The sequence below is a fragment of the Halobacillus sp. AWH4_228 genome, from assembly GCF_056158365.1.
On the sequence record NZ_JBSWTE010000001.1, the window covers coordinates 2,808,599 to 2,829,945 of the forward strand.

Sequence of the window (21,347 nt, forward strand, 5' to 3'; positions counted from 1 at the left end):
GATCCATAATTTTCAGATATATTTGAATTGGAAGATTATTATTAATCCTAGCATGGAATAGTAAGGAACACATTAGACATCAGGGCAATTCTCAGCATCAACCCATGTACATGATGTAAAAACATACAGGAGGCTGATTCTTTCTATGTCCACGATGATGTTTACGGTTCACGATATGCTGAAGCGCCCCCAGTTCAAGCATGCGTCCATCCTGGCCGGCCGCGGCGGGCTCCAGAAGGCCGTTTCCTGGGCGCACATTCTTGAATTGACGAAAGTGAAACACCTGCTGCATGGCAGCGAATGTGTCATGACGACAGGAATCGGATGGGGAAAGGAATTGCAGCATGCCCGTTCCTTCCTTGAACAGCTTATCGAAAAAAAAGTGACCTGTCTCTGCATAGAACTCGGCGATTACATCACCCATCTTCCATCCCCACTCCTGCAGCTGGCAGACGACCATGACCTTCCCGTTCTCGTGTTTAATCAGGAGGTCCGGTTTATCGATATCTCCAAAGATATCAACCAGCTGATCCTTCAGTCCTCAAGGCTCATGCCCCGCCAGGAAAACTGGGTCAGCCGCTGGCTCGAAGGCTCCATGACTGAAAAAGAGGCGGTGCCCTATCTTAAGAAAACCATGGGAAGCCGCGGGGCCTGGGGCATTCCGTGTTTGTTGACCGGATATGATGACAGCATCCCCTACCAGCGGGACATTTTCCAATCTTTTTTTCAACAAGAAGGCTTTCACCCTCTGACCGTGCAGAATCGTGATGAACTCGTCCTCCTGCTTCTGGATGAACGAAAGGAACAAGTTCCGGAACGTCTGTTCAAGTCCTTGCAGGCAATGAAGGAAAAAGTGCGCAGTATGTATCATACCATCAGCTGCGGGCCTTTGTTTACAAATCTATCAGAAATCACTCCTGCCATGCGCTGTGCACAAGAAGCCGCCCACATCCAGGCCGCTTTTCAGCTTGAGATTCCCTTCTATGAGAAACTCCACCCGTGGCGGCTGATCATAGAGGACGATAAACGAGGCCGCCTTGAATCATTCATTCAAGATACACTGGGGGATGTGCTTGCCTATGACGAGGCGCATGATACCGATCTTCTTGAGACACTCCGTGCCTATCTGGAAAGCTATGGATCAAAGAAGGATACCGCTGAACGTCTTTTCATCGTGCGGCAGACGCTCTACCACAGAATTCAGAAACTCGAAGAAATCCTTGGTTCCCACTTCCTCCGATCCGATCAGCGAATCGCCCTGGAAATGGCTCTTCTCGGGTGGCAGTACATACAAAGCCCGGTCCGCTCCTGAGAGCGGACCTTTTTGCATGTCACCTTTTCCTATCCACCCCTCACCTTTCCAAAACAGCGGCTGGACCGTATGATGATTACAGAACTGGGAAACCACGCGTATACTAGAAACAGATCCAAAACGTCAGGAGGGATTGGTGAGCCATGAAAGTGAACATTGATGTCGATGAAAACCATCCGGAAACGAGCATTACGATTCACTGCAGTCACGTTGATGACACCGTGAAGGAGATCCTTGATTTCCTCCACGAAAAAAAGCAGGCGTTTGTTGTCGGGAAAAGCGGGGAAAGCCAGCACATTTTAAAGCCGGAACATATTCAATTTTTCCGGTCTGAGGATGAGGCCGTGTTCGCTTATACCAAAGACGCATCCTTCAAGGTTAAGGACAAACTCTATGAACTGGAACGCTCCCTCCCATCCCAGCGGTTTGTAAGGATCTCCAAGTCTGTTCTCGCCAATATCTATGAAATGAGCCGCTTTGAGCCTTCTTTTAACGGCACCCTCTGCGTGTATTTCAAATCAGGAGAAAAGGAATACGCATCCAGGCACTATGTGGGGAGAATCAAGGAGATGCTGAATATGAACAGGAGGGACAGCAGATGAAAACATTTCTTATCAGAAGTGCAGGTGGTATTTTCTTCGGAGCTTTCTTATCCACGATCATCGTTTATACCCTGATCTTTTTTGGTAACACCCCGACGCTCGACAGCGCTGCCTTCGTAAAAAATTCCCTGGCCGCCATGGCTGCCGGATGGTTGTTTGCTGTCAGTCCCCTGTACTTTGAAATCGAGCCGCTCACTCTGCTCCAACAGACGATTCTTCACTTTATCACAGTGACCATCGGCTATTTCCCACTGGCGATTTACGCCGGCTGGCTGTCCTTGAACTTAGGAAGCTTTCTTATATTCACAGCTGTGTTCCTCATCATCTATGCCGGCATCTGGACAGGGTTCTTCTTTTATTATCGAAATGAAGCCGAAGATATGAACGAAAGCCTCGACCAGCTTTATGATTAAACAAAACAGTTGCACATAAAAACGCCTTTTGTATAATAGGATTATCCTGAAACGGAAAGGAGGGCTTTCTTGATGAAGAAACAGCCGTTGTTCACACTGTTATGGATGGCAGGCCTGTGTCTCCTGCTTTCCCATCCGGACATGTCCCACATGCCGGTAAAAGCAGATATTCAGGAAAGCCAGACGGTAACGGCGGAAGGCCCTTCGTTTGAAGAGGACCCTGCTGCCAATGACGGGGTCCTTCCCTCCGGAGCTGCCCGGCCGGATCTCAAGATTTACCCGACTTCCGTTATGGTTTCTGCGTGGGATACGAGCAGGTCCACATGGCTGACCACGGTTTTTTATCAATCCAACTACTTATCATCCTTTACTTTTTGAGGCACCAACTTCAAAAAAGTAAAGGGGGAACCAATGATGTTCTGGTTTAGAATGATTATGATCGGCATGTTTTCCTTAACAGCCGTATCACTCTTAACGGTTCAAGGAACGGAGATGTATCACGCCTTCCTGGAACTGTTCAATAATAAGCACCAATAAAAAAATGCCTCTCCCTTTTCATGGGAGAGGCATTTTTTATTCATCCGGATACGTCTGTTTCAGGAACGTGATCGATTGACGGATCAGCTCTTTCAGCACATCCGTATCGATATCATCCAGTTTATTGACATACACACAGGCTTTTCCTGACTTATGCTTTCCCAACTGTTCAAGCAGTTCAGCTCTTTTTTCATCCCCTGTAGCGAAATATAGACTGTGCCGCGCTTTTCTGGGAGAAAAACCGACGAGCGGCGCATCTCCTTCATGGCCGGTGGGGTACTTATAATGGTAAGACCCGAAACCAATGATGCTTGTCCCCCACATCTTTGCTTCATATCCGCTGGTTTCTGTGAAGATATCGAGGAGACGATAGGCATCTTCTTTCCTCTTCTCTGACTCCACCTCTTCAATAAATTCAATGACACTGCGGTCATTCTGCTTTGTTTTCAATTCATATCCCATGGATTTTCACTCCTCTCTTCTGCTTCCTTTATTTCCACGCCCGTTTCCGGAAATCCTCTCTCACCTTTCAGAAAAAACACCGCGTTATTCATGATGGTCCTATGAAAAAGAAGAAATCATAATCCGGCTGCTGCTTTATACGGTTACCCATGACTTTCTGCTGCCCCACCTTCTCTCGACCGGCTTACAAATCAAAAGCAGAGCACGGTAAACTAACCGCTGACCCGTGACGATCGACGAAAAAAACCCGGCATCCATGTGCCGGGTCCGAGCAAACCAGTCAGCTGACATCTTTCAACGCAGGCAGACGTTTTTTGTAACCTGCCAACCGGCTGACATCCATCTCTTCGGTAATGTGCTGAATGTCCAGGATCATACCTGAGAGCTGCTGGACTTCCTGTCCCATGGTTTGGATGGTTTTCAGCTGTCCTTTTGAAACCTCTCTGATATGATCATTCTGAACTTTCCCTTCTTTTATAAAGGATAAGAGATCTTCAAACGAATGGGATAAACCATCCGCGGTTTTGGTCAAGTTTTCACCAAAAACTTGTATTTCCTCTGCTTCACTCTTTACGTGCTGCGACTGATTCAGAATATCTTTGAAGTTCGTCTCCATCTCTTCCAGATGCTTCCTGCTCGCAGCCATGCGATCCATACCTTCACTGGAATGCTGATCAGCTTGATCAACGTAATGCTGGATCGTTTCCACGATTGCAAAGATCTTCCTTGTCGATGCTTCCGACTGTTGAGACAAGCGTTGTACCTCGGCTGCCACTACACTGAAGCCCTTCCCATGTTCGCCGGCCCGCGCAGCTTCAATGGAAGCATTCAAGGCAAGCATCCTTGTATTTTCTGTAATGGATGCGATGTCTTTCGTAACCTGTGAAATATTCTCTGACGATGTGCTTAATAACTGGACGGTCTCATTCGTTTGATGAATGCTTGATTCGGTCTGATGCAATTGACCAACAATCTGCTCCAGCGACTGTTCACCTACTTCGGTAACCCGGGCCGTCTGTCCTGCTTGGTCGAGAACCATATGGAGGTTCTGGTTCATATTTCCTACCGCCTTATGCATATGCGAAAGGTCGTCAGCATTCTTCACTGCTTCTTTGACCTGAAGATCGGTGTTTTCATGGCGTCGTTCCATCAAATCTTCCAACTCTTGATACGAATGGGTGGAGCTTTCTGAAGAACGGTTTAACAGCTGAACGGTTTCCTGGAGGGCGGCGCCAACGGTTTGAAGCTGTTCCATTAATCGTTTGGTTTCTTCCTGCTTGTCATCCGACAATGTTTTCAATTCTTTGACATGCCGGTTTTTCAACACAATCTGATAGCTTGTCCCTGCGCTTGTCAGCAGGAGGTAAACCCCATGCAGCGCAAACATAAACCACGTATAATTCGATGTTCCATAGAAAAACTCCGTCCCTGTAAACATAGCCCCGAAGTGAAACAAAGCAAAAATGATCGTCATCAATCCAAGCAGCTCCACCCGGTCATAAAAAGCAGCAAGAGCAACAACTAAAAAGATGGAAAAATGGTAGACGACCATACCTTCCCCATTCGTGATCATGCCGATGCTGATAAACGTGAAAAGCAGCGCGTTTATCCACGGCAGCGCCTGATGGGTTTTATTTTTGTAATAGAATACGGAAGATAATATAAACAGCAGCAACGGCACCACCATGTACGTATACAAATACGGCGTATAGGCACTGAAATCCGCAGCTGACCAATGGTGCATCCTGTTTCTGTGAATGAGATGAATCAAAAACATCAAAGCCAAGCCTACTGCTGAAAACAACAACATCGTTCGATTTTTTTTATGTAACACTAACCTCTCCCTTTCTACCTGGTCCTTATACTCTACTATCGGCCAAATATAGAAATTCTTCACCTTTTTGCACAAAAACATTTTACCCTGATGAAGAATAAAAGCCTCTGAAAGAACATCATTCCCTCCCGGCACCAACCTGAAACTATTATCCTAGTAAAGCGTTCATCATCCCCCTCATAAAGGAGCCTTTACACCTATAAAAAGAAGGATTCATATTTTTTGAACCCATTTCTTCTTTTCATCCGTATACATTAAAAAAGGAGGAGATCGTATGTTCAAGAAGTTTTTAGCAAGTGTCGGTGTCGGAGCCGCCAAAGTGGATACACAGTTGGAAAAGGATCAATTCATCCCGGGGGAAGACGTTCACGGGAAGGTTGTTATCCAAGGGGGAGACGTGGAACAGTCCATTGATGCCATTCATATCTTTTTAATGACGGAGGCTGTCCGCGAGGTGGATGACCGTAAAGTGAAAGAAAACGTGTCCCTGCAGAAATACGCAGTATCCGGACCCATCACGATTCAAGAGGGAGAGAAAAAGGAAATTCCTTTTTCCATCACCATCCCTTTTCATGTACCGGCTTCTCTGGGACGACGGCTTCCGATATGGTTTGAAACCGGACTGGATATTCCAAGAGCACTTGATCCGGAAGACCGTGATCCAGTCACTATCGCTCCGCACCCTTACATTGGAACCATTCTGGATGCATTGGAAAACCAGCTCGGCTTCCGCTTAAGAAAAGTCGAAATGGAGTATTCCAAGCGGCACGGATATGTCCAGGAGTTCGAATTCGCACCTGGTGGAAACTACCGCTCCTACTTAGATGAACTGGAGGCCGTTTTCTTTCTTCAGGAAACCCATGTCGAGGTGATGCTTGAAGTGGACCGCCGCGCCCGCGGACTTGGGGGATTATTCGCAGAAGCGCTCGAAATGGATGAAAGCCGGGCTTCGCTGACCCTAAAAAAAGAGGAGTTAACGGGCTCCACGCAGACCATCGCCCGCCGGCTTCAGGAAACCATCGACCGCTATAAAAACTAAAAAGAAGGGTGACAGGAATGTTCCTGTCACCCTTCTTTTTAGTTTCCCTGAAATAGGATATCCTTCGTATTCATCAGCCTTAGAAATGAAGGACTTCCAACGCCCAGAATTTCGGAGGGATGATCAAATAGTTCAGGTAATCTGTCCATGAATCCTCTTCTTCCTCAACAGCGGCAGGTTTCGGAACGTTCGTTACTTCTGCCTTCTCTTCCAGCTGATAGGAAGTCAGTGGAGTCCCATCCTCACTGTTGATCGTCACTTTCCCGTTATCATTTACAGAGACTTCTGCTTCCTCTTCTTTTAAATGAGTATAAGGAATCTCTTCAGGTAGCATATACTCATCCGCTCTGCCGCCAAGAATTTCCTCTTTTTGAACGAAGGACGTTTCATAGTTTTCGAATCCGTAGTCCAGTAGTTCTTTAGTATCGGTATAGACCTGGTCCTGATTCGGCGTTTTCATGGTTATGGCAATGAGGTTCGTATCCTCACGGGCCGCCGTGGTTGCCAGCGTAAATCCGGCCTGTGGAACAAAACCGGTTTTCCCACCCGTGATGCCTTCGTAAGGATCTTCCCGGAACAATTTGTGATGGGTATACAAGGTGGTCTCCCATGATTCTCCCGTCCAGTCCATGGTTTTTGTACCGAAAATCTCCATGAACGTTTCATTCTGCATCGCATACTGAGTGATTAAAGCGAGATCTCTTGCTGTTGTCATATGCTGTCCATCATAAAGACCGTGCGGATTGGTGAAATGGGTTTTCTCCGTTCCGACTTTTTCTTGTAGGAAGACACTCAAATCTTCAGAAAAGCTGTCTACACTGCCGCTCATATGCTCAGCTATAGCCGTCCCGGCATCATTCCCTGAGTTGATCAGCAGTCCTTGTACAAGCTTTTTCAGAGAAACCTGCTCCCCTTCCATCAGGAAAACACTCGATCCGCCTGTGTTTCCCGCTTCTTCACTTACCGTCACCAGATCTTCCGGGTCTCCGTTTTCCAACGCATAAATCGCAGTGGCGATTTTAGTCAGACTAGCGGGATACATCTTACGGTCAGCGTCCTTCTCGTAAATGACCTTCCCGGTGTTTGCTTCCATAACAATGGCTGATTCACTAAGAATATCAGGAGAATCGGGTTTAGCCTCCCCATACACGGGGGTACTAGAGAAATTGGCAGCTAGAAGGATAAGTGTCAGTATAATTGTAAGCTTTTTCAATCGAATGTCTCCTTGTTCAGTTGATTAATTTCGACATTTTTCTGCAATTGCTTACAATTATATCTTGAAATCATTGAATACCCAGACAAAATACGTAGATTTAATTGAAATGTAACCGGCATGTAAATTTTCTAACTAATCTATGAATATGAGGTAAAAACTGACAACGGTTTCTCCCTCTATCAAAAAAAGCCCTGAGAGGTTTGCATTCCTCTCAGGGCTTTTCTATTTACAGGGATCGGTTCAAGATGTCGCGGACACTTTCCTTGTCCAATTCCTTATACGTGCCGACACCCGGCTTGATGAACGTTTTTTCAACAATGGAGTCGAAATCCTGACCATCAATATCGTAATCTTTCAAGGTGGACGGGGCGCCTAGAGAGTTCCAGAAACCTCTTAAGGCAGCCGCTCCTTCTTGGGCTGTCTGCTTATCGTCTTTACCTTCAGGATCAATACCAAAAACGTTGACGGCCAGCTGCTTCACGCGGCTTGGATCTTCATCGAGGACGTGTTCCAGCCAGTTCGGGAACAGGATGGCGAGACCGCCGCCATGGGGAATATCATATACCGCAGAGAGCGCGTGCTCGATGCGGTGTGTGGCCCAGTCGCCGCCGTCGGTTCCATTGGACAGCGTACCATTGAAAGCTGTCGTACTTATATACATCATTGTTTCGCGGTACTCATAGGACTGCTGATTTTCCATCAGTTTAGGTCCATATTCAACAGCTGTTCGGAGCAGCGATTCGATAAACCCGTCGATCATCGGTGTATTGGGAGTGCGGTGGAAATAGTGCTCCAACGCGTGAGACATACTATCGACAATGCCGTACACAGTCTGGTGTTCCGGTACAGAAAACGTATAGGAAGGATCAAGGATCGAGAACGTCGGGAATACGTGCGGGGATCCCCAGCCAAGTTTATCTCTTGTCTGCCAGTTTGTGATGACAGATACCGCATTCATCTCCGATCCAGTTGCTGCCAGCGTAAGGACGGTACCAAACGGAAGGGCCTTTTCGACAGCAGCACTGCCGGTAATGAGATCCCAGGCGTCTCCTTCGTATTTCGCACCCGCGGCAATCGCTTTTGTACAGTCAATCACACTGCCACCGCCGACAGCGAGAAGGAAATCGATGCCTTCCTGCTTACAGATCTCTACACCTTTCTTCACTGTCGTTAAACGCGGATTGGGCTCCACACCGGACAGTTCATACATGTCCGCATCAAGAGATTTCAACATGCCGACAGCTTCATCGTACACACCGTTCCGCTTAATGCTCCCACCGCCGTAAACGACAAGGACTTTCGAACCTTTTGTGATTTCCTGAGCCATCTGCTCAATCTGCCCCTTCCCGAAGTACAGTCGCGTCGGGTTATATTGTAAAAATTGATTCATCATTTTCACCTCTTATGTAATGGATTCACGAGTATTGTACCATCCCCTCCCCCCTCACACGAACCATCCGCCTCTGCTTCTTTACTCAACATACAAAAACCAGAAGAAACCGCTGCCGGTTTTCTTCTGGTTTAATCCTGTCACCTTATGCGATGACAACCTTTTTTGGGTTGGCCAGCTTTCGGACCAGTGGCAGCCGGGAGAGATCCATGTTCCCGCCGCTCAAAACAACGCCGCACTGCTGCTGTTCAAAGGAGTGACATGTCTTTAGAAGGCCTGCCAGTGCTGTGGCACCAGCCCCCTCTACAAGGGTTTTCTCTCGTTCAAGCAGCAGAAGCATCGCCTGGGCGATTTCATGTTCTTCCACGGTGATGACCTGGTCCACGTATTTCTGGATACACGTAAACGTTAACCTTCCATGCTCTTTCACGGCAATGCCATCTGCGATTGTGGAAACAGACGTCAGTTTTGCCGGTCCTTTCTTATAAAGTGCATTGTAGGTGGACGGTGCTTTGGCTGACTGAACGCCGATCACCGTAATATCCGGCTTCAGCTGTTTCGCAGCAAAAGCAACACCGCTGATCAAACCGCCGCCTCCAATTGGTACGAAAAGGCGTTCAAGATCCGGCTGCTGCTGAAGCATTTCCACAGCCACCGTAGCTTGCCCAGCCATCACTTCATAATCATCAAAGGGATGAAGGAACGTCGCGCCGGATCGTTCCTGCTCGATCCGTGCGGCCTGATAAGCTTCCTGAAAGGATTCCCCTGTGAGGACAACGGTTGCCCCGTAGCCTTCTGTTGCTTCCACCTTCGCCTGTGGTGTTCCTTCCGGCATGAAGATTTGCGCCGTAATTCCCCGCTTCGCTGCAGCAACCGCCACTCCCTGGGCATGGTTGCCTGCTGAGGCAGCAATGACTCCGCATGCGGCTTCCTCTTCCGTCAGGCAGGCGACCTTATAGGAAGCTCCCCTGACTTTAAACGCGCCGGTTTTCTGCTGATTTTCCATCTTCAAATAGACGTGCTGCCCTGTCCGTTCATTAAAGGTCGTTGACGTCTGCAGTGGCGTGCGGTGCACAACCTCCTGCAGCTGTTCCTGTGCATCCATTACTTTAGCCAGCGTTAAGAAATCCCCAACGTCTTCACTCCTTTTTGTTTTTCCTCAAATTGGTCGATTTTGTCTTCGTACGTCAGTGTAACGGCAATTTCATCCCAGCCGTTCAACAACATTTCCTTATGATAGGGCTGAATATCGAATGCCACTTCGAAACCGCCGCCATCAATCGTCTGCGCTTCCAGATCCACGGCCACTTCATAAGCCTCGGTTTCCGCCTTTTCCATCAACTGATCAACGACAGGCTTCGGCAGTTGAATAGGAAGGATCCCGTTTTTGAAGCAGTTGTTATAAAAGATATCAGCAAAGCTCGGAGCGATGACGACACGGAAACCATAATCCTGGATCGCCCATGGGGCGTGTTCCCTGGAGGAGCCGCATCCGAAGTTCTCTCCTCCTGCTAAAACCGAAGCACCGTCATACTTCGGCTTGTTCAGGGAAAAGTCCTCCCGCGGAGCCCCGTCTTCATCAAACCGCCAGTTGTAGAAGAGGAACTGACCAAACCCCTGCCGTTCAATCCGTTTCAAGAACTGTTTTGGAATGATCTGATCGGTATCGACATTCGATCGATTCAATGGGTAGACCAGACCTTTGTGCTGTTTTAATGGTTCCATCTGTTCACCCTCCTACCGTACTGGCATATTTTCTGACGTCTACAAAACGGCCTTCAAGAGCTGCTGCCGCTGCCATTTCCGGACTGACAAGATGGGTGCGCGCCCCATTCCCCTGACGCCCTTCAAAGTTACGGTTGGACGTTGAGGCACAGCGCTCACCCGGCGGAACGATATCATCGTTCATCGCCAGACACATGCTGCAGCCGGCATCGCGCCATTCAAATCCGGCAGTCAGGAAGATCGTGTCCAGACCTTCGGCTTCTGCTGCATCTTTCACTGACTTGGACCCCGGTACAACGAGAGCTCTGACCCCATCATGGACACGGCCGCCACGGACGATTTCAGCCGCCCGGCGCAGATCGCTCAAACGGGAGTTTGTACAAGATCCGATAAACACGTGTTCAACAGGTATGGACTCAATCGCCTGATTCGCTTCAAGGCCCATATAATCGATCGCCCGTTCAATGCCGTCACGGTCATCCTCCACCTGCTCCGGATCGGGGACACGTCCACCGACAGGAACACACTGAGAAGGGTTGGTCCCCCATGTCACCTGAGGCTCAATTTCATCTGCATGGATGGTAAGGGTCTGGTCGTATTCCGCCCCTTCATCCGATGCCAGCGACAGCCACTGCTCCTTGACTTCTTCAAAATCTTCTCCCTCAGGCACGTAACGCTTCCCGCGGAGATACTCGACAGTGGTCTCGTCCGGTGAAATCAAACCGGCACGTGCGCCCGCTTCAATCGACATGTTACAGACCGTCATCCGTTCTTCCATCGTCAGGTTACGGACCGCTTCGCCCGTGTATTCAATGACATGGCCGGTACCGAAACGGACGCCGTATTTACCGATGATCGCCAGAATCAAGTCCTTGGCTGTCACTCCTGTTCCCAATACTCCCTCCACATGAACCTGAAGGGTTTTCGGCTTGGCCTGCCAGAGAGATTGAGTGGCCAGCACGTGCTCCACTTCACTCGTGCCGATTCCAAATGCGAGGGCGCCAAAAGCCCCGTGTGTAGAGGTATGACTATCTCCACAGACGATTGTTTTTCCCGGCTGGGTTAACCCAAGCTCCGGACCAATGACATGGACAATGCCCTGGTCCGGGTGGTTGATATCCGCCAGCCGGACTCCAAATTCCTTACAATTTGTCTCGAGTGTTTCCATCTGTTTCTTGGAAACTTCATCCTTGATGACATTGCGGTGGATGGTCGGCACGTTGTGATCCATCGTTGCAAACGTACGATCCGGCCGCCTCACCTTCCTTCCGCTCATGCGGAGCCCTTCAAACGCCTGGGGAGAGGTCACTTCATGAACCAGATGCAGGTCGATATAGAGAAGATTCGGCTTCCCTTCTTCTTCGTGGACGACATGCTGATCCCAAATTTTTTCAACTATGGTTTTTGGTTGACTCATTCCGTTCCGCTCCCTTCTTTTCTTTGTTGTACCGCTCATACATAGCAGCGCATAATATTTTCTGTTGCATCACTCGTGCTGATCTGGTCGACAATTTTAGCTGCCAGTTCACTTCCGCTGACTTTCACACCACTTTTCAAATCGATGTCTGCGGTGTGATACCCTTCCTGCAGCACCCCGGCAACAGCGGCTTCCACTTGTTCGGCTTCCTCTTCCATACCAAAGGAGTGTTTCAGCATCATGGCTGTGGAGAGAATGCTTGCAATCGGATTAGCTTTATTCTGCCCGGCAATGTCCGGAGCTGAACCGTGGACAGGTTCGTAAAGACCGACACTCTTTTCGTTCAAGCTTGCTGATGGAAGCATACCCAGAGATCCGGTTAAGACAGAGGCTTCGTCGCTTAAGATGTCTCCGAACATGTTCTCCGTAACGATCACATCAAAATACGAGGGGTTCGTCACAAGCTTCATCGCTGCGGCATCCACGAGCATATGCTCAACAGTCACGTCCGGATAATCCGCTTTTTTCTCTTCGACGATTTCCCGCCACATCCGGCTGGATTCCAGGACATTGGCTTTATCCACCGATGTCAGGTGTTTTCTTCTGACCCGCGCGCTTTGAAACGCCTGATCGACGATTCTTTCAATTTCATGGCGCTCATAAGCCAGCGTATCCACGACTTCCTGTCCGTTGTTCCTGCGCTCACTCGGCTGTCCGAAATACAAACCGCCGGTCAGCTCCCGGACAATCAACAGGTCACTGTTTTCAACGACTTCCTTTTTCAAAGGGGAAGCATGGAGCAGCTGATGAAATGCCTGGACAGGACGGAGGTTGGCAAACAATCCAAGCTGTTTGCGGATACCCAGCAGCCCTTTTTCCGGCCGCATATGACCGGGCAGCTGATCCCATTTCGGACCTCCGACAGCTCCAAGGAAAATGGCGTCGGCTTTTTTAGCCGCCTGGACCGTATCATCCGGGAGCGGCGTCCCGTGCTGGTCGATGGCTGCTCCTCCAATGTCATGACTTTCAAATGTAAAGGTATGCTGGTAACGGTCGGCGACCGCCTGCAGCACCTGTCTGGCTGCTTTTGTTACTTCCGGACCGATGCCGTCGCCCGGCAGTAAAACGATATGTTTCTCCATGTACATCCCCCTTTTGTTATACCTGCACTTTTTCGTAGCCTTCATGACGTTTATGCTGATAAAGTGTACGATTGACCGCGTTTAAAAATGCGTGGGCGGAAGCTTCCAGCACATCCTGCGCCGATCCACGGCCGGAGGCTTTTACCCCGTTGACGGTCAGCTGGACGTGAACCTCTGCCAGTGCATCGCGTCCTCTTCCAATGGAGCTGAGTTGATAATCCTGTAGATGAACATCTGCATCAATCAAATCATCCAGTGTGTTGTAAATCGCTTCGACACTTCCTTCGCCGGTATTGGCTTTTTCCGCTTCTTCTCCATCCGGTTTCGTTAAAAGAACCGTAGCGGTCGGGCGGTTGATGCTGCCGTACTGGACCTGGAAGGCTTTCAATTCGTACTTCGGCTGGTCTTCGTTTTCGGTCTGCGTATCGGTAAGAATCGCAAAAAGATCATCATCGGTGACCTCTTTTTTCTTGCCGGTCAAATCTTTGAAAGATGCGAACGCTTCTTTCAGCTTCGTTTCGTTCAATTCAAAGCCCAGCTCTTCCGCTTTCTGCTTGAACGCGTGCCGGCCGGAGTGTTTGCCAAGAACCATCCGGTTGGAATCAATACCCACCATAGCCGGTGTAATGATTTCGTACGTCGTAGCTTCTTTCAGGACACCGTCTTGGTGAATACCGGACTCATGGGCAAAGGCATTACGTCCGACAACCGCCTTGTTCCCCGGCACCTGCATCCCGGTCAAGCGGCTGACAAGATCACTCGTCCGCTTAATTTCCTTAAGAACCAGACCCGTTTGGAAATCGTAGCGGTCCTGCCTGATCTGAAAGGCGACGGCAATCTCCTCTAAAGCGGCGTTTCCGGCACGTTCTCCGATACCGTTAATGGTGCCTTCGATCTGGCCGGCCCCGTTTTCGACGGCTGCCAGGGAGTTGCTGACAGCCATCCCCAAATCATCGTGGTTATGCGTAGAGAGGACCGCTTGATCAATGTTCGGCACCTGCTCCCTTACATACCGGAAAAGGCTGCCGATTTCATCCGGTGTCGTGAAACCGACCGTATCCGGCAGATTGATTACTGAAGCCCCCGCATCAATGACTTGTTCAATGATGTGAACGAGAAAATCCCGGTCCGAGCGCAGCGCATCCTCTGCGGAGAACTGAACATAAGGGAATTTCTCACGGGCGTAGCGGACCATGCTGACGGCGGTTTCTACAACCTCATCCGGCGTTTTTTTCAATTTATGTGTCATATGAATCGGGGAGGTGGCAAGAAAGACGTGGAGTCTCGGTTCCGCTCCGCCTTTCAATGCTTCCCACGCGATATCGATATCGCGCTTATTCGCCCGCGCCAGTCCTGTTACTGAACAACCGCGTACCGTATCGGCAATCTCTTTGACTGCATCAAAATCCGCCTGGGAGGAAGCAGGGAATCCTGCTTCCATAATGTCTACACCAAGTCTCTCCAGCTGCTTGGCAATTTCCACTTTTTCCAAACGGTTCAAGTTGACCCCGGCGGACTGCTCTCCATCACGCAGGGTCGTGTCAAAGACATTAACGTGAGCCATGAGTGACCACATCCTTTTCTTTGGACTGGGACTTCTTGACGAACGGCATTAATTCGCGGAGCTCTCTACCCACCTTTTCGATTTGATGCTGACTTTCCTTCGCGTTGATCGCCGTGAACTCAGGACGGTTCACTTGGTTTTCAAGAATCCAGCCTTTCGCAAATTTACCAGTCTGAATATCTGTCAGCACTTCTTTCATGCGGGCTTTCGTAGTTTCATCAACGACGCGTGGACCGGAGACGAAGTCACCCCACTGAGCGGTATCAGAAATGGAATAACGCATGCCTTCCAGACCGCCTTCATACATAAGGTCTACAATCAGTTTCAATTCGTGAAGACATTCGAAGTAGGCCACTTCCGGCTGGTAACCAGCTTCTGTCAATGTTTCAAAGCCTGCCTTAACAAGGCTGGTCAAACCACCGCACAGGACAGCCTGCTCACCGAACAAGTCTGTTTCGGTTTCTTCCTGGAAGGATGTTTCCAATACACCTGCACGGCCGCCGCCGATTCCTTTCGCATAGGCGAGAGCAACCTCTTTGGCTTCCCCTGTTACATCCTGCTCTACACCGATCAGGGCCGGCACCCCTGCTCCTTCTTCAAATGTACGGCGGACAAGATGTCCCGGACCTTTCGGAGCTACGAGGAATACATCCACATCGGATGGAGGGACAACCTGATTGAAATGAACGTTGAATCCGTGAGCGAAAGCAAGCGCTGCACCGGATTTCAGATTCGGTTTGATCTGTTCTTCGTACACTTTCGGCTGATACTCATCCGGAAGAAGGATCATAACGACATCAGCACCTTCTACAGCCTCCGGAACGGTCTTCACTTCCACACCGTCTTCCACTGCTTTATCCCATGATTTCCCTTTACGAAGACCAACAACGACATCATGACCGCTCTCTTTCAGGTTTAATGCGTGGGCATGACCCTGGGAGCCGTATCCGATGACAGCTACTTTCTTATTTTTTAGAACCTCATCTTTAATATCATTGTGGTAGTATACATGTGCCATGTTTCATCCATCCTTTCATCATTTTAATAGGGAGTAAGATTTGAATTCTGCTACCTGGGGCTGGTGGCCTCGTGTAAAGGCGGTCAGCCCGGTTCTTGCTGATTCTTTTATTCCATAAGGGCGGAGCAGATCGATAAGAGCATCAACCTTGTCGGATTTACCAGTCACCTGAACCGTGACACTTTCCTTGCTCACATCAATGATCGACGCCCGGAATGGCTCAATAATGCTTTGGATTTCATTGCGGATCTGAGGGTTGCTGATGACCTTCACCATCGCCAGTTCTCTCGCTACGATGGCTTTATCCGTGATGTCCGATACTTTCAGGACATCGATTTGTTTGTTCAACTGTTTCGTCAGCTGCTCCAGCTTCCTCTCATCCTCCACCTCGACGACGAAGGTCATTTTGGATACTCCTTCGGTTTCTGTGCGGCCGACAGATATGCTTTCAATATTGAACTGCCGCTTAGCGAGGAGGCCGGTGACCCGGTTCAGGACACCGCTCCGGTTATGAACCGTTGCTGTCACGATGCGTTTCATCGTTTCACCCCAATCATCTCGTGGATTCCTTTTCCAGGTGCAATCATTGGATAGACGTTCTCTTTCTGCAGAACCCGGCAGTCGATAAGGGCCGGCTGATCATTGTTCAGAACTTCCGGAAGTACATCCTCCAGCTGTCCCTGGGTTTCAATTTTATATCCAGGTACTTGGTAGCTCTCCGCCAGTTTTACAAAATCAGGCTGGACATCCATGATCGACTCGGAGTAGCGTCCACTGTAAAACTTCTCCTGCCACTGCCTTACCATTCCGAGCGCCTGATTGTTGACGATCAAAACTTTGACTGGAAGCCGCCGCTCCTGGAGAACAGACAGTTCCTGCAGCGTCATTTGGAAACCGCCATCGCCGACAACCGCCACACAGGTGGATTTCCGATCTGCCAGCTGAGCACCGATCGCCGCTGGAAAACCGTACCCCATCGTTCCAAGCCCCCCGGAAGTAACCCAGCGGTTCGGCTCGTCGAACTGGTAATACTGGGCCGCCCACATTTGATGCTGCCCGACATCTGTCGTTACAACCGCTTCCCCTTTGGTATATTCATAGACTTTCTGGAGCAGCCACTGGGGGACGATCTCTGCCTCCGGCTGGTCATGCCACAAAGGGAAATCCTGTTTGTTCTTTTCTGCTTTCATCATCCAATCATGGTGATCCAGGTTCTGCACGGCTTTTTCATTCAGCGATGTAAGGGCCGCTTTCGCGTCCGATACGATCGGGATATGGGTTTCCACGTTTTTACCGATTTCTGCAGGGTCGATATCGATATGCGCCACTTTGGCATGTGGTGCAAAATGTTTCAGATTACCTGTCAGTCTGTCATCAAAGCGTGAGCCGAAGTTGATGAGCAGATCGCATTCGTACAGGGCCATATTTGCTGCATAAGTTCCGTGCATCCCGGCCATGCCAAGGGAAAGACGGTCGCTGCCGGGATAACTTCCAAGACCCAGCAGAGTCGAGGTGACCGGAAGCTCGTAATTTCTTACAAATGTCCTGAGCTCTTCAGAAGCCTTGGCGTGGATAACGCCGGATCCGGCCAGAACGACCGGCTTTTCAGCTGCAAGAAGGGCTTCATGCAGCTTATTGATCTGCATCGGATTCGGTTTCGTCGTCGGCTGATATCCCGGAAGATGAAACTCCTTGTTGATGTCTTTCTCAAAGACGGTTGAACTGATGTCTTTCGGAATATCCACGACGACAGGACCCGGTCGTCCAGTCGTAGCTATGTGGAAGGCCTCATTCACAATTCTCGGAAGATCTTCAATATTCTGAACTTGGTAGTTATGCTTCGTGATTGGTGTAGTGATTCCCATGATGTCCGATTCCTGGAAGGCATCTGTACCAATGACCCCTTTCGCCACCTGTCCGGTGAAGATGACGAGTGGGATCGAATCCATCATGGCATCGGCAATACCGGTCACAAGGTTCGTTGCCCCTGGTCCTGATGTGCCGATAACAACTCCAGCACGGCCGGAAACACGGGCGTAGCCTTCAGCTGCATGGATGGCCCCTTGTTCATGCCTTGGAAGCACGTGATCAAAGCTGCCTTCCGCCCGGTAAATGGCATCGTAAATCGGCAGCACAGCTCCTCCTGGATAACCGAACAACGTATCAACACTCTGGCCAATCAATGCCTCTACAAGTAAATCGGCCCCTGTTTTCACTGCGGTCTTTTGTTCCGCACTTGCCTGTGCTTTCATTTTTTTCATCCCTCCTGCAGTAGTTGTGAAGAATAAAGCGGATTTTCCGCTGTTCCACCTGCTCTTTGTCGAATAAAAAAGAGACCTTCTCCTCCTCAAGTTCATGCACCACCAGAATGATGCAGGAACGTGAGGGGTGAAAAGGTCTCTCTTTACTTCCACGGTACCACCCTCGTTCATGAAGCTCTCAAAAGCTTCACCTCATGGAGTCGTCATAACTCCTTTTGGTAACAGGTGCAGTGATACACCTGGTCCGGCCTACTAAGCATACCGTTCAGCGGGGACACTCAAGGATGATGTCAGAATAAGATGTATTTCCGGGCTTCCAGCAACCCCGGCTCTCTGTGAATACAAGGCCTTATCCCTTTTTCCTATCATTGTTTTAGGTTGATTCAGTTGTCAAAATGCGCTGCATCAGCTTACGTGCGCCTGATTCTTGCCGTATACCTTGTAACCATCTGTTGTTGTTACCTGTCTGAACTCGGACAAGAGATGGTTGGTCACAACACCCGGTTTCCCATTTCCTACCTGCCTCTGATCAACTTCGACGACGGCGATGACTTCTGCAGCGGTTCCAGTGAGGAACACCTCATCCGCGACATACACGTCGTGGCGTGTAAAAGGCTGCTCCTTCACGGTATACCCCTTCGCTTCTGCGAGATCCATGATGGCATTTCTTGTAATTCCTTCGAGAGCACCAAGATAGGTTGGTGGTGTAAAGATGGTCCCGTTCTTAACAATAAAAATGTTATCGGCGGAGCCTTCCGTTACATACCCCTGATCATTCAGCATGAGCGCTTCATCCACGCCCGCCTGATTCGCTTCCATTTTTACAAGAATGTTATTTAAGTAGTTTAAAGACTTCACCTGCGGTGGAAGGACATCCGGCCGGTTTCTTCTGCTTGATACGGAAGCAAGCCGGACTCCCCGCTCGTAAAGTTCTTTTGGAAATAAAGCGAGTGCTTCAGCAATGACAACCAGACGCGGATTTGCACAGCTGGATGGGTCAAGACCAAGATTGCCTGATCCTCTTGAAACGACAACCCGGATATAAGCCGTTTCCAGCTGGTTGCGGCGGACCGTCTCTGCGATAATTTCCTCAAGCTCCTCCTTTTCATATGGAATTTGGAGCATGATCGATTTCGCTGAATCATAAAGGCGGTTTAAATGCTCATCGAGCTTGAAAATGTTGCCTTCATAAACGCGAATGCCTTCGAACACCCCATCTCCATATAAGAAACCATGATCATAGACAGAAACGACGGCCTCTTCTTTCTTCACGTACTCGCCGCTCATATAAATCCATTGGCTGCTCATCCTCAGCACTCCTTTCTTTTATTATTTAATGTTTGAAATAGTTAAAGAATGATAAAGAAAATGTGGACCCTCTAAGAAGGTGAATATTCCACTTATACAGGGTCCAAGTTCAGGGCTTCCACATGAACCAACCGGACGATTGGGTGTAATCGATGTGGTTGATTGAGGACTACTCTAAACGGATTTTCACAGAAGGTCAACAGGTTTTCGTTAAATTTTCTGAACACTCCAATTATTCAATGAATTCGTAAAGCGCTTACACCGTTGAGATGATTGACTTCGCCCGATTAGAAAGACTTTCTTTTTTTCTTTTTTATCTCCATGGCGGGCCTGAAGAGAGAAAAAAGAAAAGAAACCGCATGTTTATTTCATGTGACCCGGGGTATGAAATCCCGATATGAATAAACATCTGTATAGAAAGGAATTCCCTTATGTCATTGTCAAAAATGAGCGGCACAGCAATGCTCGCTTCCATCCGTATTGTGCTCTACTACTTGAAATTCCCGCTCCCCTTTTTTCCCGTATTTCTGACGATGGATTTCAGTGACATTCCAGCCCTTATTGGTGCGCTGGTCTTCGGTTCAGGGGCGGGGATCATCATACAGCTGTTGAAAAACGCTGCCGACTACCTCCTTCATGGAAGTTACGCCGGACTTCCCGTCGGACAGCTCGCCAATTTCCTTTCCGGATCGCTGATTGTCGGATTGATGGGGGCTTTTTTCAAAAAAAAAGAAGAAGGTCGACCCGTTCAGCCTGATGGTATCGGTCCTTCTTTTCCTATGTTGGATGTATCTTCATTATTATTTCATTCTGCCTGTGGTGATGAGCCTTATCGGTGTGAGTGAGTCTGTTTATGTAGAGGGGTTTACCGCCTTCAATCCGTTTGCCCGTGACTTTCGCACGGCTGTCGTTTTTGTCGTTCTCCCTTTTAACTTCATAAAAATCTGCACGGTCTATGCCTTAGGTCTTCCGCTAGCGCTGAGGCTTTTACGGCTGGTGAACAGACGGCTGCCTGACCTTTAACCCGGCCGCCCCCGGACATCCGCCCTGCCCTCCTGCCCCTTTTCTACATAGTTTGTGATATAGCTGAAAAAAAGGTGGTGAAAAGCATGGGCTGTGGTTATGGTGGCTACGGTTACGGCGGTGGCGGATATGGCAGCACGTTCGTTCTAATCGTCGTATTGTTCATCCTGTTGATTATCGTAGGTGCATCGTTTTATTATTAATCGATGATGGAGAACGGACGTCTGTTCTCCACTCTACAAAAAAGAACCAGAGGTATTCACCACCTTCTGGTTCGTTCATCACTGACTGACAGTGGATATTTGTTTTTTTAATATAGAAAAGGTTATAATGGCATCGAGGCATAAAACGAACTCTACCTGTATATGTCTCCCCTGAAACCGGAGCTCCCCGCTCCGGTTTTTCTATTTCAATATAACTTAAAACCAAAACGCAACGACAGACCCTGCACAGGTCCCTCAGCTTTTCCTACGCACGCTCTTCTCTTTGATACTCCAGATTGATGTAGATCTGCTGCAGTTCAGGCAGCGTCATCTCCACCGTTTTCTTTCCAAGCAGGTCTTCGGTGTAGCCGAGATTTCTCAGGTGGTCAATTAAAGCATACCTGTCCTCGAATGATTTTTCGGGCGGATAAGCCGACATCAGCATCCAATCAACTCCTGTACAAAGATTAAAAGATTATATCATTACTTCTCTTTGTCTACCCGGTTTTCCTGCTTACTAACAATACTTATTTTACCAGCTTCCCTGCGTCAGTCGACACCGAAGAAGGCTTCGGCCTTTGCAAGATATGGTTCTTCCTCCGGCCTCATCTCATACTCTTCAACGATCGCATCCACCGGGCACACCGACACGCAGGCTCCGCAGTCGATGCAGATATCGGGATTGATATAGTACTGGTCCTCCCCCTGTTCAATACAGTCGACCGGGCAGACACTGACACACTCTCCTGCCTGTTCGCCTTCACAGGGCTGTGTAATGACAAATGCCATATGTATCTCTCCTTCTTTTCATATAGTCCCAGTTTCTCGAAGAAACAGGCAGGTTGTCAACTCGGCAGACCGATTTATAATAGATAGGAGGA

At 49.0% G+C, this 21,347-nt stretch carries 24 protein-coding genes; 9 read left to right on the plus strand and 15 right to left on the minus strand.

The window, feature by feature from the left end:
• Window positions 1-145: 145 nt before the first annotated feature.
• The 5 genes from ACXADP_RS14540 (at window position 146) to ACXADP_RS14560 (ending at window position 2,864) form a co-directional block, all read left to right on the plus strand.
• Window positions 146-1,312 (plus strand): PucR family transcriptional regulator, encoded by a 1,167-nt coding sequence (locus tag ACXADP_RS14540; protein ID WP_474971805.1) that lies wholly within the window; start codon window positions 146-148, stop codon window positions 1,310-1,312.
• A 143-nt stretch (window positions 1,313-1,455) separates the two neighbouring features.
• The gene (locus ACXADP_RS14545; RefSeq protein WP_474967941.1) at window positions 1,456-1,914 is read left to right on the plus strand and encodes a LytTR family DNA-binding domain-containing protein; all 459 of its coding nucleotides are present in this window, start codon (window positions 1,456-1,458) and stop codon (window positions 1,912-1,914) included.
• The gene (locus ACXADP_RS14550) at window positions 1,911-2,327 is read left to right on the plus strand and encodes a DUF3021 domain-containing protein (RefSeq protein WP_474971806.1); all 417 of its coding nucleotides are present in this window, start codon (window positions 1,911-1,913) and stop codon (window positions 2,325-2,327) included. Before ACXADP_RS14545 ends, ACXADP_RS14550 begins: the two co-directional genes overlap by 4 nt.
• 72 nt (window positions 2,328-2,399) lie before the next feature.
• On the plus strand, window positions 2,400-2,705 hold the full coding sequence (locus tag ACXADP_RS14555; RefSeq protein ID WP_474967939.1) for a hypothetical protein: 306 nt from the start codon (window positions 2,400-2,402) through the stop codon (window positions 2,703-2,705).
• 36 nt (window positions 2,706-2,741) lie between these two features.
• Entirely contained in the window at window positions 2,742-2,864 is a 123-nt protein-coding gene (locus ACXADP_RS14560; RefSeq protein ID WP_474970475.1) for a hypothetical protein, read from the plus strand.
• A 36-nt stretch (window positions 2,865-2,900) separates the two neighbouring features.
• Here the strand turns inward: ACXADP_RS14560 and ACXADP_RS14565 are convergent, their stop codons facing one another.
• Window positions 2,901-3,326 (minus strand): DUF1801 domain-containing protein, encoded by a 426-nt coding sequence (locus tag ACXADP_RS14565; protein WP_474967938.1) that lies wholly within the window; start codon window positions 3,324-3,326, stop codon window positions 2,901-2,903.
• 280 nt (window positions 3,327-3,606) lie between these two features.
• Window positions 3,607-5,160 (minus strand): methyl-accepting chemotaxis protein, encoded by a 1,554-nt coding sequence (locus tag ACXADP_RS14570; RefSeq protein ID WP_474971807.1) that lies wholly within the window; start codon window positions 5,158-5,160, stop codon window positions 3,607-3,609.
• A 274-nt stretch (window positions 5,161-5,434) separates the two neighbouring features.
• Between ACXADP_RS14570 and ACXADP_RS14575 the strand changes: the two genes are divergently transcribed.
• Window positions 5,435-6,199: a sporulation protein gene (locus ACXADP_RS14575; RefSeq protein WP_474971808.1), complete on the plus strand. Its 765-nt coding sequence runs from the start codon at window positions 5,435-5,437 to the stop codon at window positions 6,197-6,199.
• A gap of 79 nt (window positions 6,200-6,278) precedes the next feature.
• Here the strand turns inward: ACXADP_RS14575 and ACXADP_RS14580 are convergent, their stop codons facing one another.
• From ACXADP_RS14580 to ilvE, 11 genes are all read right to left on the minus strand, one after another.
• Window positions 6,279-7,412, minus strand: coding sequence for a D-alanyl-D-alanine carboxypeptidase family protein (locus ACXADP_RS14580; RefSeq protein WP_474967935.1), 1,134 nt, complete (start codon window positions 7,410-7,412; stop codon window positions 6,279-6,281).
• A 229-nt stretch (window positions 7,413-7,641) separates the two neighbouring features.
• Window positions 7,642-8,805 carry an iron-containing alcohol dehydrogenase gene (locus ACXADP_RS14585; protein WP_474971809.1) on the minus strand — a complete coding sequence of 388 codons (1,164 nt, stop codon included), beginning with the start codon at window positions 8,803-8,805 and terminating at the stop codon, window positions 7,642-7,644.
• Window positions 8,806-8,950: 145 nt separating this feature from the next.
• On the minus strand, window positions 8,951-9,910 hold the full coding sequence (gene ilvA / locus ACXADP_RS14590) for a threonine ammonia-lyase (protein ID WP_474971810.1): 960 nt from the start codon (window positions 9,908-9,910) through the stop codon (window positions 8,951-8,953).
• A 14-nt stretch (window positions 9,911-9,924) separates the two neighbouring features.
• Complete coding sequence (gene leuD, locus ACXADP_RS14595) at window positions 9,925-10,530, minus strand: 3-isopropylmalate dehydratase small subunit (protein ID WP_474971811.1); 606 nt, start codon at window positions 10,528-10,530, stop codon at window positions 9,925-9,927.
• Window positions 10,531-10,534: 4 nt separating this feature from the next.
• Window positions 10,535-11,947 carry a 3-isopropylmalate dehydratase large subunit gene (gene leuC / locus ACXADP_RS14600; RefSeq protein ID WP_474971812.1) on the minus strand — a complete coding sequence of 471 codons (1,413 nt, stop codon included), beginning with the start codon at window positions 11,945-11,947 and terminating at the stop codon, window positions 10,535-10,537.
• A 35-nt stretch (window positions 11,948-11,982) separates the two neighbouring features.
• Window positions 11,983-13,089 carry a 3-isopropylmalate dehydrogenase gene (leuB, locus tag ACXADP_RS14605; protein WP_474967930.1) on the minus strand — a complete coding sequence of 369 codons (1,107 nt, stop codon included), beginning with the start codon at window positions 13,087-13,089 and terminating at the stop codon, window positions 11,983-11,985.
• A gap of 16 nt (window positions 13,090-13,105) precedes the next feature.
• Entirely contained in the window at window positions 13,106-14,653 is a 1,548-nt protein-coding gene (locus ACXADP_RS14610) for a 2-isopropylmalate synthase (protein WP_474967929.1), read from the minus strand.
• The gene (ilvC, locus tag ACXADP_RS14615; RefSeq protein WP_206931791.1) at window positions 14,640-15,671 is read right to left on the minus strand and encodes a ketol-acid reductoisomerase; all 1,032 of its coding nucleotides are present in this window, start codon (window positions 15,669-15,671) and stop codon (window positions 14,640-14,642) included. Before ilvC ends, ACXADP_RS14610 begins: the two co-directional genes overlap by 14 nt.
• Before the next feature lie 18 nt (window positions 15,672-15,689).
• Entirely contained in the window at window positions 15,690-16,211 is a 522-nt protein-coding gene (gene ilvN, locus ACXADP_RS14620) for an acetolactate synthase small subunit (RefSeq protein ID WP_027953607.1), read from the minus strand.
• Entirely contained in the window at window positions 16,208-17,923 is a 1,716-nt protein-coding gene (ilvB, locus tag ACXADP_RS14625) for a biosynthetic-type acetolactate synthase large subunit (RefSeq protein ID WP_474967927.1), read from the minus strand. The genes ilvN and ilvB overlap by 4 nt, the downstream gene beginning before the upstream one ends.
• Before the next feature lie 414 nt (window positions 17,924-18,337).
• Window positions 18,338-19,240 (minus strand): branched-chain-amino-acid transaminase, encoded by a 903-nt coding sequence (ilvE, locus tag ACXADP_RS14630; protein WP_474967926.1) that lies wholly within the window; start codon window positions 19,238-19,240, stop codon window positions 18,338-18,340.
• Window positions 19,241-19,671: 431 nt separating this feature from the next.
• Between ilvE and ACXADP_RS14635 the strand changes: the two genes are divergently transcribed.
• The 3 genes from ACXADP_RS14635 (at window position 19,672) to ACXADP_RS14645 (ending at window position 20,466) form a co-directional block, all read left to right on the plus strand.
• Complete coding sequence (locus ACXADP_RS14635; protein WP_474971813.1) at window positions 19,672-20,085, plus strand: ECF transporter S component; 414 nt, start codon at window positions 19,672-19,674, stop codon at window positions 20,083-20,085.
• Window positions 20,078-20,263 (plus strand): hypothetical protein, encoded by a 186-nt coding sequence (locus ACXADP_RS14640; protein ID WP_474971814.1) that lies wholly within the window; start codon window positions 20,078-20,080, stop codon window positions 20,261-20,263. The genes ACXADP_RS14635 and ACXADP_RS14640 overlap by 8 nt, the downstream gene beginning before the upstream one ends.
• Window positions 20,264-20,349: 86 nt before the next feature.
• Complete coding sequence (locus ACXADP_RS14645; protein ID WP_160834986.1) at window positions 20,350-20,466, plus strand: YjcZ family sporulation protein; 117 nt, start codon at window positions 20,350-20,352, stop codon at window positions 20,464-20,466.
• 265 nt (window positions 20,467-20,731) lie between these two features.
• Here the strand turns inward: ACXADP_RS14645 and ACXADP_RS14650 are convergent, their stop codons facing one another.
• Together ACXADP_RS14650 and ACXADP_RS14655 are read right to left on the minus strand one after the other, a co-directional pair.
• Window positions 20,732-20,911, minus strand: coding sequence for a hypothetical protein (locus ACXADP_RS14650; RefSeq protein WP_027953604.1), 180 nt, complete (start codon window positions 20,909-20,911; stop codon window positions 20,732-20,734).
• A 104-nt stretch (window positions 20,912-21,015) separates the two neighbouring features.
• Window positions 21,016-21,255 (minus strand): indolepyruvate ferredoxin oxidoreductase subunit alpha, encoded by a 240-nt coding sequence (locus tag ACXADP_RS14655; RefSeq protein WP_474967924.1) that lies wholly within the window; start codon window positions 21,253-21,255, stop codon window positions 21,016-21,018.
• Window positions 21,256-21,347 lie beyond the last annotated feature (92 nt).

Excerpts from the sequence above, each read along its gene's own strand:
- ACXADP_RS14540 (WP_474971805.1), top strand. The coding sequence starts at position 146 with ATGTCCACGATGATGTTTACGGTTCACGATATGCTGAAGCGCCCCCAG.
- ACXADP_RS14545 (WP_474967941.1), top strand. The coding sequence starts at position 1,456 with ATGAAAGTGAACATTGATGTCGATGAAAACCATCCGGAAACGAGCATT.
- ACXADP_RS14550 (WP_474971806.1), top strand. The coding sequence starts at position 1,911 with ATGAAAACATTTCTTATCAGAAGTGCAGGTGGTATTTTCTTCGGAGCT.
- ACXADP_RS14555 (WP_474967939.1), top strand. The coding sequence starts at position 2,400 with ATGAAGAAACAGCCGTTGTTCACACTGTTATGGATGGCAGGCCTGTGT.
- ACXADP_RS14560 (WP_474970475.1), top strand. The coding sequence starts at position 2,742 with ATGTTCTGGTTTAGAATGATTATGATCGGCATGTTTTCCTTAACAGCC.
- ACXADP_RS14565 (WP_474967938.1), bottom strand. The coding sequence starts at position 3,326 with ATGGGATATGAATTGAAAACAAAGCAGAATGACCGCAGTGTCATTGAA.
- ACXADP_RS14575 (WP_474971808.1), top strand. The coding sequence starts at position 5,435 with ATGTTCAAGAAGTTTTTAGCAAGTGTCGGTGTCGGAGCCGCCAAAGTG.
- ACXADP_RS14585 (WP_474971809.1), bottom strand. The coding sequence starts at position 8,805 with ATGAATCAATTTTTACAATATAACCCGACGCGACTGTACTTCGGGAAG.
- ilvA (WP_474971810.1), bottom strand. The coding sequence starts at position 9,910 with ATGGATGCACAGGAACAGCTGCAGGAGGTTGTGCACCGCACGCCACTG.
- leuD (WP_474971811.1), bottom strand. The coding sequence starts at position 10,530 with ATGGAACCATTAAAACAGCACAAAGGTCTGGTCTACCCATTGAATCGA.
- leuC (WP_474971812.1), bottom strand. The coding sequence starts at position 11,947 with ATGAGTCAACCAAAAACCATAGTTGAAAAAATTTGGGATCAGCATGTC.
- leuB (WP_474967930.1), bottom strand. The coding sequence starts at position 13,089 with ATGGAGAAACATATCGTTTTACTGCCGGGCGACGGCATCGGTCCGGAA.
- ACXADP_RS14610 (WP_474967929.1), bottom strand. The coding sequence starts at position 14,653 with ATGGCTCACGTTAATGTCTTTGACACGACCCTGCGTGATGGAGAGCAG.
- ilvC (WP_206931791.1), bottom strand. The coding sequence starts at position 15,671 with ATGGCACATGTATACTACCACAATGATATTAAAGATGAGGTTCTAAAA.
- ilvN (WP_027953607.1), bottom strand. The coding sequence starts at position 16,211 with ATGAAACGCATCGTGACAGCAACGGTTCATAACCGGAGCGGTGTCCTG.
- ilvB (WP_474967927.1), bottom strand. The coding sequence starts at position 17,923 with ATGAAAGCACAGGCAAGTGCGGAACAAAAGACCGCAGTGAAAACAGGG.
- ilvE (WP_474967926.1), bottom strand. The coding sequence starts at position 19,240 with ATGAGCAGCCAATGGATTTATATGAGCGGCGAGTACGTGAAGAAAGAA.
- ACXADP_RS14635 (WP_474971813.1), top strand. The coding sequence starts at position 19,672 with ATGTCATTGTCAAAAATGAGCGGCACAGCAATGCTCGCTTCCATCCGT.
- ACXADP_RS14645 (WP_160834986.1), top strand. The coding sequence starts at position 20,350 with ATGGGCTGTGGTTATGGTGGCTACGGTTACGGCGGTGGCGGATATGGC.
- ACXADP_RS14650 (WP_027953604.1), bottom strand. The coding sequence starts at position 20,911 with ATGCTGATGTCGGCTTATCCGCCCGAAAAATCATTCGAGGACAGGTAT.
- ACXADP_RS14655 (WP_474967924.1), bottom strand. The coding sequence starts at position 21,255 with ATGGCATTTGTCATTACACAGCCCTGTGAAGGCGAACAGGCAGGAGAG.